At 30.8% G+C, this 11,800-nt stretch carries 7 protein-coding genes; 2 read left to right on the forward strand and 5 right to left on the reverse strand.

Annotated features, from left to right (window positions below; genetic code table 11):
* Positions 1-46 precede the first annotated feature (46 nt).
* Positions 47-865: a 4-hydroxy-tetrahydrodipicolinate reductase gene (gene dapB / locus HACICURV3402_RS02090; RefSeq protein WP_157992692.1), complete on the forward strand. Its 819-nt coding sequence runs from the start codon at positions 47-49 to the stop codon at positions 863-865.
* Positions 866-927: 62 nt separating this feature from the next.
* On the opposite strand, the gene hflC is transcribed toward dapB, so the two are convergent.
* The 5 genes from hflC to HACICURV3402_RS02115 all read right to left on the reverse strand — a co-directional run bounded on the left by hflC (position 928) and on the right by HACICURV3402_RS02115 (position 8,781).
* Positions 928-1,878 (reverse strand): protease modulator HflC, encoded by a 951-nt coding sequence (hflC, locus tag HACICURV3402_RS02095; protein WP_157992914.1) that lies wholly within the window; start codon positions 1,876-1,878, stop codon positions 928-930.
* 2 nt (positions 1,879-1,880) lie between these two features.
* Complete coding sequence (gene hflK, locus HACICURV3402_RS02100) at positions 1,881-3,137, reverse strand: FtsH protease activity modulator HflK (RefSeq protein ID WP_157992693.1); 1,257 nt, start codon at positions 3,135-3,137, stop codon at positions 1,881-1,883.
* A gap of 979 nt (positions 3,138-4,116) precedes the next feature.
* Positions 4,117-4,437: an RNA chaperone Hfq gene (hfq, locus tag HACICURV3402_RS02105; protein ID WP_157992694.1), complete on the reverse strand. Its 321-nt coding sequence runs from the start codon at positions 4,435-4,437 to the stop codon at positions 4,117-4,119.
* Positions 4,438-4,536: 99 nt separating this feature from the next.
* A complete protein-coding gene (gene miaA / locus HACICURV3402_RS02110; protein WP_157992695.1) occupies positions 4,537-5,475 on the reverse strand; it encodes a tRNA (adenosine(37)-N6)-dimethylallyltransferase MiaA in 939 nt (312 codons plus the stop codon).
* A gap of 2,022 nt (positions 5,476-7,497) precedes the next feature.
* Positions 7,498-8,781, reverse strand: coding sequence for an N-acetylmuramoyl-L-alanine amidase (locus HACICURV3402_RS02115; protein ID WP_157992696.1), 1,284 nt, complete (start codon positions 8,779-8,781; stop codon positions 7,498-7,500).
* A gap of 1,893 nt (positions 8,782-10,674) precedes the next feature.
* Here HACICURV3402_RS02115 and epmA point away from each other — a divergent pair.
* On the forward strand, positions 10,675-11,661 hold the full coding sequence (gene epmA / locus HACICURV3402_RS02120; protein WP_157992697.1) for an elongation factor P--(R)-beta-lysine ligase: 987 nt from the start codon (positions 10,675-10,677) through the stop codon (positions 11,659-11,661).
* The last annotated feature ends 139 nt before the right edge of the window (positions 11,662-11,800 follow it).

Raw genomic sequence — 11,800 nt, forward strand, 5'->3', positions numbered from 1 at the left:
TATATTAAAATCTAATAAAATATATACTGAACTAGGTAATATTGCTATGAATCAAGATGTTCGTGTTGCTATTATTGGTGCATCTGGAAGGATGGGACGACAACTTATAACAACCACTGTACATACTAAAGGTGTACTTCTTGGAGCTGCAATTGTACGAAAAGGTTCATCTTTTTGTGGGAAAGATGCTGGAGAACTAGCCAAATACGATAATCTAGGAGTATCTATTACAGACGATCTCAAGTTAGTTATTAATGATTTTGATATTCTAATTGATTTTACTCACCAAGATAGAACACTAAAAAACCTGGAACTATGTCTACAATATCATAAACCTATGGTCATAGGTACCACTGGATTAGATAAAAAAAGTCAAGAGCTGATTAAAGAATCAGCACAAGAAATAGCTTTAGTATATTCAGCCAACTTCAGTATTGGAATAAATCTACTACTAAAATTAGTAGAAAAAACAACAAAAGTTATAGGATCTGATTATGATATTGAAATAATTGAAGCACATCACCGACATAAATCTGACTCACCATCTGGTACTGCACAGAAAATTGCTGCAACAATCTCTAACGAAATGAACTGGAATGTAGAGCCACATTCTCTGCACGCAGGTCCGGATATCAATGGAAGTCGGACTAAAAATACTATTGGATTATCCAGTCTCCGAGCTGGGGATATTATTGGCGACCACACAGTAATGTTTGCAAATATTGGAGAGCGTATTGAGATTAGCCATAAAGCTTCAAACCGCATAATTTTTGCTAAAGGCGCTTTAAAAGCAGCAAAATGGTTAAGAACTTACAAAACAGGCTTTTTTGATATGATTGATGTACTCAACTTGCACGATATATAATATTATATATCCTGCAAGTTGAGTACCCAATATAATCCACAGTCCATACCTTAACAAAATCCTTATCTCACCTTATCCTGACTAGGCATAAGTTTAGGATTCTGCATAAATCGAAAGAAATTACTGTCGGGACTAAGTATTAGTATATCTTCTGTAGCGCTAAAACTATTATCGTAGGCACGTAAACTACGTAGAAAAACATAAAAATCAGGATCTTGGCTAAAAATAGAAGAAAATAACTTAGCTACTTCAGCATCACCTTCTCCTCTAGTAATTAAAGCTTCACGTCTTGCCTCTGCTAAAGTATGTTCAACTTCATAATCTGCTTGCGCTCTAACTATAGCAGCCTCCTCAGCTCCTCTCGCTCGTTGACTTCTAGCAACAGATTCACGCTCAGCCCTCATTCGAGCATAAATAGCATCAGAGACCTCCGTAGGTAAATTAATTTGTTTTATGCGAACATCAATCACCTTAATACCTAATTCAGCCATGCTATTTTGATTAATCGGTAATATCACTCCAAAATGGTCTTGATCTGAACTACCAGTATTCAGCGAATCGCGCACATCAGTCGTTAAACGACCACTAAAATCGTTCACAATCTCTTGGACATCTAATCGACCAATTTCAGAGCGAAGACGGTCACTAAACTTACGTTTAAGCAACACTTCAGCTTGGGCAATATCCCCGCCTCCCGTTGCAAGATAGTATCGACTAAAATCACTCACACACCATTTGATATAGGAATCAACAATGAGATCTTTTTGTTCTTTAGTAACAAATCGATCCGCCTGATTATCCATAGTCTGAATACGAGCATCTAGTGACTTCACCGACTCAAGGAGTGGAATTTTAAAATGTAGACCAGGCATATAGACTAAAGGTTGGTTATGATCATTACGAAGAACCTTGCCAAAACGCATCATAATCCCACGCTGACCTTCTTCTACTATAAATGTAGATGTATAGAAAGCGCTTAAAATAACTAATACAAATATAAATATCTTACGCATCATCAATCTCTCCCTTCGTTTAATATGTTACTACGTTGGGCGTACTCTCGACGCTGCTCTATGATATCTTTATGATGGTTTTCCTTGCTACGATTACTTACCACGGGTGCAATATGGTTCATCTCACTACCTTTGTTAATCTTAGCACCATTATTCAATGTCACTATTTTTCTCTTTATTAACTGATCTATCGGTAGAACCATTAAATTACGACCCTGATCATTAATAAGAACTTTATGGCTATGACGCAAAATTCTTTCCATAGTTTCAATATAAAGACGTTCACGAGTAATACTTGGAGCGGCTCTATATTCTGGTAAGATGCGCGCAAAACTATCAACTTCTCCCTGGGCTTCTAAGGTAATACGTGCTTTATAAGCACGGGCTTGTTCTAGTATACCTTGCGCATCACCTCGAGCACGGGGTAATTTATCATTAGCATAAGCCTCCGCTTCACGAACAACTTGCTCACGATTTTCCCGAGCAGCTATAGCGTCATCAAAAGCAGCTTTGACATCTTCTGGTGGTCTTGCTGTCTGAAAGTTAACATCTAATAGAGTGATGCCCATATCATAGCTGCTAATAGTGTCCTCTAGTTCGCTTTGAGTCTGACTTCGCACCACAGTTCTACCTTCAGTTAAAATACGATCCATAGTTAAGCGACCAATAACACCTCGCAAAGCACTATCAGTTGCCTGACGCAAACTATCATCCGCATCGCTGACAGAAAATAAATAACGCTCTGGATTAGTAATCCGATATTGTACATTCATTTCTACGCGAACTACATTTTCATCTGAGGTCAGCATTGTCCCAGAAGCTGACAATTCACGCACTGCTTCAACATTTACCGCCTTAACTTCATCAATAAAAGTCGGCTTCCAATTTAATCCTGGTGTAACTAAATGACTAAATTTCCCAAAACGCGTGATAACTCCTCGCTCAGCCTCCTTGATAGTATAGAGTCCGCTTATAGACCATATCATCCCTGCTATACCTAAAATTATAGTTCCAATCAAACCATCAATTTTTCTCTTAGAACCTGAATTTTTTTTTCGACCATAATCATGATTTAAATTCTTCTCACTTCCTGATACTAATTTACTCATCTTGTTACGCAGGTGGTGAAACAAGTCATCAAAATTAGGTGACCGTTTATCAGAACCTCCTTCATTATTCGTAGAACTACCATTGGTGTTCTTTTTACCCCCCCAAGGGTCTCGGTCCTGTCCATCACATCCGGGCTGGTTCCAGGCCATATTTATGCTCCATAAATTATGTATCTCTTAGTATCCACAACGGGATACACGTATATAAAATGCATTTAATTCCAGAAATATATATTAACTAGACTGGCTTTACTGGAAATAGCTCTGATACCATATCATTCTCTCACTCCAACTCTATTTATTTATAAAATAATATGATTAATTAGATTAAGATAAAACTCAAATCTATCACCAAATACTATAGAAAATTATTGTATAAAGCAAAAGTCAAAATAAATAAAAACAAAAAAACCATTACTTGTTCAAATGAAAATCATGTAATGTTTTTATCTTACTCATAATATAAACTATAATCCTATTCTTGCTAACTAATTCAATTCAATAAAAATAAAAGAAAACACTTTAATACTTTTTACATTATCTCTATAAATTAAATATCTAATAGAAACACGGCAGAAACATTGCCCTTCTCCTTGTAACCTAACCTATCTTCAATTCCTTAAAAATTTCTGTCAACTAAATAATTTAATAACAAGTGCTCGACTAAGTTAAAACTGTACCCACTCAAATACTTCTTGATTACTACAAATATAAATCAATGTATAGCCATGAACAGTATATACATTTCATGTTACAACTCAAAATAATTTAACTTTTCATGTAATTTAACACTTCTCCATTAAATCCTCAGCCATCTACGCACTATTTCTTACAAAATATATTTTGATAATAAAACAATGATAATAAAACAATAAGGATTCAATGAAATATTAGCCCTACCACCGATCTGTAGATAAAGATCCTGCATCAATAAAAAATGAATATTAAAATATCAATCTTATACATTTTATTACACATAATATCTACGATGATAGACTCTCATCAAATACACCCTGACTACAACTAATAAATATATTCATAAAATATTTTTATTCATAAAAATAAAATTCATATTCTCTAAAGTTCTTGTAATAAAGAACATTCTAATTATCCAATCTATGCTCAATATTTAGGTCTGAAGATGATCCTTGTCAAGGTATGAAATTCCAGTCAGATTACTATTGTGATAACCAGTGTTATAATGAGAGTGAGTGCTTGTAGCAGTTCCATGATTGCTGTGATGACAAAATTGACGTGATGGAACCACAGTAGAAATCGCATGTTTATAAATCATTTGACTAACAGTATTTTTTAAGAGAACAACAAACTGATCAAAAGATTCAATTTGACCATATAATTTAATACCATTTACTAAATAAATAGAAACTGGAACACGTTCTCGGCGTAGTGCATTTAAGAACGGATCTTGCAATGATTGTCCCTTAGCCATGTTCGCTATTCCTTAAATAGGCTGATTATTTCTAAATTGATAAACTCTATTTGTATAGAGCTAAGAAAATATGAATATTCATTTACTATTTTTACAGAATTACTCGCTCCGACTTCGAATGACCTGCAATATTTTATTGTACGCCATATCGGGTTTCTCACTATCCAACCAATATAGATCATTTTTCCATCTACGAAGCCAAGTCATCTGGCGCTTTGCTAGGTGGCGAGTAGCATATATAGTAGTCTCAATCATCCTCTTGTAAGGAATATCACCAGATAAGTAGGACCACATTTGACGATAACCAATACAACGCATAGACGGCATGTTCATATTCAAATCACCACGAGAATACAGTACCCTTACTTCATCCTCAAAACCTAATTCCAACATACGATACACTCTATGTTCAATACTTTGTTGGAGAAATAAACGACTCATGGATGCCATAACAAACTGCAAAACATTATATTGTAACGACTCTCCTGCATTTTTATTTAATTCAGTTAGAGTTTTACCAGAAATAAAAAAAACTTCTAATGCACGCAAAATTCTCTGAGTGTCATTTATATGAATAAGTTTTGCTGATGCTGGATCTATTTCTTCTAATTGACGATGTAAGTATGACCACCCAGTTTGATTGGCTTTAGCTTCGATCAACTTGCGAGTTTTTAAATTTGCAGGCGGTAAAACTGATAACCCCTCTAACAAAGCTTTATAATAAAACATGGTTCCCCCAACAAGAAGGGGGATATACCCACGTCGAGTAATTCTAGACATTACACTTAACGCATCATTGCGAAAATTAAAAACAGAATAAACCTCTTTAGGATCACGAATATCTAATAAATGATATGGGACGCATTGTAAATCCATTTGTGATGGTTTGTCAGTACCAATGTCCATTCCTCGATAAATCAGAGCTGAGTCAACACTAATCAACTCTACAGGTAATTCCTTACATAACAAAGATGCTAATCTAGTTTTTCCAGACGCCGTAGGACCCATTAAAAAAATTGCTAATGGTGCAGAAATCATAATACATCACTCGTTTTTAGAGTGTTAAAATCCATCTTACCGTCAATCTTATGCACATTATTTTATAAAATAATTATACTAATTTCGCGATAGACTTGCAATATTATTAGATCACAAGCCCTTCTGAAAATACTTTTCCAAAAGTATACAATATAATTACAATAGTAAAATTCAACCATCTGTCAATCACCTAAAAACAATATAATATATTCTAACATTTTTAGAATAAATCTGCATATGTTTTATTCTCAACAACCAAAGTAAGTACAAAAACATTGTATTATATTCTGTCAATAGAAGTAAAACAATATCCAAATATACCTTAGTATAATTTATTTTTTATATGTATTCATAATAGAAATGTTTTTTGACATTAAGTAATCTATTTATCTTTAAAATAAATTGTTTATTTTATCAATTCATATCATAATGGGTTATTTTTGATGCATCAACCTAAACTGTTCTGCCAAGTTTTAAACTTTTATAACTTATTGGAATTCTTAAATAAAAAATTAATTGTCCTCCAGTTGAAACCTTGTTATTAAGACTTAAGAAACAAGATCTCTTTTTCCAACATTAACCAATCTTGCTTCACAACAACCATTAACAAAATTAATCTTAATATATAGAACCCATAGTAATATAGAAATGATACTCTTTAAATTTAAATTGATTAAAATTATTTTAATAATTATTATTATTATTATTCTAATCAATTAAATTATTATTGGAACTTTTATCCATATGATAAAGATTAATATAATAATATTATAATTCAATTAAAACAATCAAAAAATAAAAATATTGAAATCACATACAGATTTCTTCAAAACATTACATATTGAAAATATATACAACCATAATAAGTAATCACTGTATCATCACGATGATATTAATATTAGGATCAAATAATTTACTTCTACACCTAGAGAATAATTCTTTCGAATTTTCATAAACTTAGAAAGAATTATCATTATTCTAATAAACCAGAAACATTTTATCGCCCTCAACTCAAAGAATGCACTGTAAAACTCAATCATCAAACAATAGATCATAAATATCGTCTCAACCACTTAAATACTATATGATCATTAAAAAATATCTACCATTCGATATAACCAATCAATACATAAAATTATCTAAAAACAAAGTTTTACTAAAAACACAATTACATACAATGCTAACTAATTTCTTTCATTAACTTACTCAAAACGCGTTTTAAAAAAACTTTTATTTATGAACAAATAGTATTGTTACTGTCATAAAAGAACTGGACTTTCTGATAAAATTATTTCGCCTACCATTAAAAACAATTGAGAATAGATTCTTAACAAGATAACACAACCGTAATCCTTGATGTATAGTTTTCTAAGAACAAAATAAAAAATAAAAAATCAATTTGAATAACTTTTCACGCTAAACTCATTAATATCAAATAGTAATATTTCTTCATGTTATTGAGATGTATCAATAGAGTATTGAAACATAATTTTTTTGCTTACTACAAATCTTTATCTAAGCAATAAAATATCAAAAAATAATACCATATAAATCTATTTCCTTTTATCACATCATATCCTATATGTACTAAAAATCATTCTTTATTAATAAAACACCTATCAATTCTTTCTACAAAACCAAAAATTGTGATTAAAATGTAAATAGAATTATTTCTATAAATACATAATCCTAAATATTTTATTTTAAAAAAATTCAATTTAACTAAAAACTAACGGTTTTATACGAAAAAATTAGCCTATTACTGACTGCATGAAAATACTCAAGATTGCACGAGTTATATAGGATTTCCTCTAAACAATTACACTACGCAAATCTCAAAAAACGCCTCAGGCAAACCTGTGATTTGATAGTATATGTATCAAGTATATGAAATTCCTAATAAAACAATGATAAAAAATAATAAAAAATAAATTCTTCTAAACAATTATCAATCATATTGATAATTCATATTATTTTACGTTCAACCTAATCTAAACCGACTTCTAACAATTGTGATTGTAATTAAGATAGATAATCATCTGGATTCATATCTTTTGATAAGTGAAATACAAAATAATTACGCAATCCTTGATAGATAGACCTGGTAATCTTGTTCTGGTATACACTACTTCTCAGTAATTTTTCTTCTACTGGATTACTAATAAAACCAGTTTCAATTAAGAGAGAAGGGACATCAGGAGAACGTAGCACTCCAAAACTAGCAAATACTGGTTGATTTTTATGTAACGAACCAAGAGATTGGAGCTGTTTGATAATATGAGTTGCCACATCATATCCAACCCTCTGAACATGACCAAACTGAAGATCTAGCAAGGCCTGAGTAACAGAGGGGTCTGACTGACTGCTAACTAACAAACTTTTAGTGCCTACTGACATTTTCGATCTATGATTATGTTGTTCCAGACGGTTTGCCATTTCAACCTTAACACGTTGATTAGATAGCACCCATACTGAAGCACCAGAAACACTATGATCAGGTACAGAATCAGCATGAATAGATATTAGTAAATGAGCCTTTTTCTTACACGCCACATCTGAGCGGCCTAATACAGAAATAAAATGATCACCATGACGAGTCATTACTCCTTTAAACATTGGATCAGAATTTAAAAGTTTTTGAAGTTTATAAGCTATAGCAATGGTAACATTTTTTTCTTGTAAACCACTTCTTCCAATAGCTCCAGGATCTTGACCCCCGTGTCCTGCATCAATAACTACCATTACCTTGTAAGAATTCCTCTTTAATCTGATGCGTTTCTTCCTATTACCCGAACTACTTGTTCGAGTATATGACAACGAATTATTTAACAAATGCACCTTGTGTGAATATATTTTAGAATGCATGACAAGTGGAAAACGACATATCAATTGACATCCATTTCGTCTACAGGTGGTAATACTTAATACAAGATTATAATAAAAGCCAGAGTTCCTAATGAACACCCTAATACTAACAGAAGAAGCTAAATCTAAAACTAATCGAATTCTTTTATTATGTCTTTCTGATTTGCAACTTATTCGGTGAATAATATTACTTTTATTAAAACTTAACGGTAATTTAGGAAACCAAGTCCCTTGAGACAAATCTAAAACTAGACGATCAGGTTGATGCAGAAGGAACACAGTGTATATTGGCTTAACAGAGAATCTTAAAGTAATATTCGCCTCATTTTTACTGTTAAACAAATGAAAATTTGATATAGCCAAAACATCAACAGGCAATACAGAAAATAACAAAACTACAAACAATAAATACTTAAAATATTGCATTATAATACATCGCATGTACTAATAATCCGACGCAATATCTTCTACGGATTTATCAAAGAAAATAAATGGAAACGAATTAAAAACTTTTATACACAAACAAAATACAATAAAAATTCTAACGTACAAATAACAAAAATAAAACCATTATAACTTAACTAAATACACTCTTTTAACTAACTTATATTACATAAAAGACCTAGATTTCTTTTTCTAAACAAACAACCCCTTAATTAAAGATTAATATCATATATATAAACATTAAAAAAATAAAATATGCTAAACTCAATAACTATACTCACAATTTCAACTATTAAGAATTCTTAAAATAAATACCGATTATAAAATAATCACCTACCAAAACTAGTTAAATAACCTCTAAAAAATTACAAACTAATATAAATTATTAGACATAAAAAATAATAAACCTCAGCCAAAACCATACAAACATATAAAAATAATATAAATTATAGAACAATTCTTATTAAGCATACAAAGTGATAAGATGTGCTAGAAATAAAATAACAGTAACAAAATAATAAGATCACGCATATACCTTTCTATATAAATTAATTTATCTATACACAATAATTATTATGTACAACTGATAAAAATCTTCAAAACACTATGAAAGATACAATATCATATCAATCCATTATTTATCATTAATGAACCATAATCTCTGTATTTTTTTAAACATAACTTCTATCATAGAAAGCGAAGATAAATTTAACTTTTTTATTACTATATATCTCGATTAAAAGATAATGACATGCATTATGACTTTGCATCTGTTCTTCTCACTCATACAATAGGTTCAATGTTATGTAATGCACCTGCCGCACCAATATGTACATTGATTAAAATCCACTAGCTTACTTACCGAACTTAAGTGATATCCATAAATATCTGCTAATTGACATATATTTCTGGAATATAACTAATGACTAACGTCGTTAATGAATATTAATGATTTATGACTAAAATAGACTAAAAATTAACTCGTATTAAAAAGTAGATCATGAAACTATTTATTCAAATTGAATCATTAACATAACTACCAATGTTTATGAAAAATTCTTAATCAATTTCCTAATTGAGTTCTTATAATATATTTCTTAAATAGAATTTTTTATGTTTCGTAAAAAAGAAAGGTATATTAAAATAAAAAAAACCTATTATCCACTCTATAACATATTCAATAGTTACTACCTCTACTAACTAAATAATAGACTTATTCTACAAGCTTTATAAAATAATTATAAAAAATAATTTTTTATAAATCTCTCTCTTGTCTAAGACGATATAGATATAGATTTAAGATAAAAGATTTATCTCAAAAATACTTCTGCCTTCACTGAAATAATCATAATTAAGACAGATTATTAAAATAACAGATTCAGAATCTAGACTGAAAAATTTATAAAAAATAACAATATTATAAAATAAATATCATAAAATAATTTATTTTTAATCAATCTATCCTAATATCAGAAAACTTATCTATTATCCAGAACATAATAAATAAACTCCATGAACAATCTCTTTCGATGGACTATATAAAGCGCTTATTGAACAGTCATATGCTACGCCGTTCTTTCTGTATATACCATTGGAATCTAATGACATATTACATAAAATACATATGTATGAACAATCATCTGGTTTAATTCACAATAAGTTCATAATATATTACTTGATATTTCTAGGAATAGATTTCATTTTTTTATGCAGAATAAGTGATTTTTTGTAAACTATGCTCTAGATAGAAAAATAGACACCATGCAACAGGGAAACACAATCCTCAGAATATGTTCTTAACAAGAAAATAAGATTTTAAGTTTATAGAATGAACTAAACCCTAAAATCCTAAAAATATTTTATATATTTTATACAAAATATCAGACGAAAATGAATAATAAAAATGACTGGCGCCCCAGTGCGTCACTACATAATTTAATACAACGTTCAATAACTATAAAAAAAATCCGGTATTTCTTTTCTAAACAAAATATTTTAGAAGTAGAAACACCATCTATGAGTAAATATACAGTAACTGATGTACATCTCTCGCCTTTCCAAACACACTTTAAACCCCCTGGATGTACCAAACAGAAAAATAAACTGAGACTATGGTTAATTACTAGCCCCGAGTATCATATGAAACGTCTTTTGGCGGCAGGAAGCGGAGCTATTTATCAGTTAAGCCGAAGCTTTCGTAATGAGGAGATGGGGCGCTATCATAACCCAGAATTTACAATTCTAGAATGGTATCAACCTGGCTATAAAATGCATCGCTTAATGCATGAAGTAGATCAGCTACTACAATTTATACTAGGCTGCAAACCTGCAGAATTCCTCTCATATCAAGAGGCGTTTTTACGTTATTTAAAAATTGATCCTTTATTAGAAAATATCAGCAATCTATCTAAAGCAGCAAAAAAACTAGGAGCAAGTAATTTTACGCAAAATGATACCAATCGAGATTCTCTCTTACAACTTTTGTTTACAAACGGTATTGAAAATAAAATTGGACAAAAAAAACCCATTTTTATTTATAATTTTCCAGCAGATCAAGCTGGACTTGCGGTAATCAGCTCAAAGGATTTTCGTGTTGCTGAAAGATTTGAGGTATATTTTAAAGGGATTGAGCTAGCAAATGGATTTCGTGAATTAACTGATAGACATGAACAACAAAAACGTTTTGAAAAAGATAATCAAAAACGTTCTTCCATTAATTTACCTAGGCATCCTATTGATACTTATCTTCTTAATGCACTTGAATCAGGTATGCCAGACTGCTCTGGTGTCGCAGTAGGTGTAGATCGTTTAATTATGATAGCGCTAAAAGCAAATGCATTAAGCGAGGTTATTGCCTTCACAAAAGATCACTGCTAAATAACAAATAAAAAAATCTAGCATCGTTAAACAGTTCATGCGCCATAGTCTATAGACGACTACTTCATTTAAAATCTATGTAGTATAGACAATGCTTTCATAAAAGTAATGCTAATCATTAAGTTTTGTTGATTATAAG

Source organism: Candidatus Erwinia haradaeae (assembly GCF_900698925.1).
Classification (GTDB): Bacteria; Pseudomonadota; Gammaproteobacteria; order Enterobacterales; family Enterobacteriaceae; genus Erwinia_E; species Erwinia_E haradaeae_I.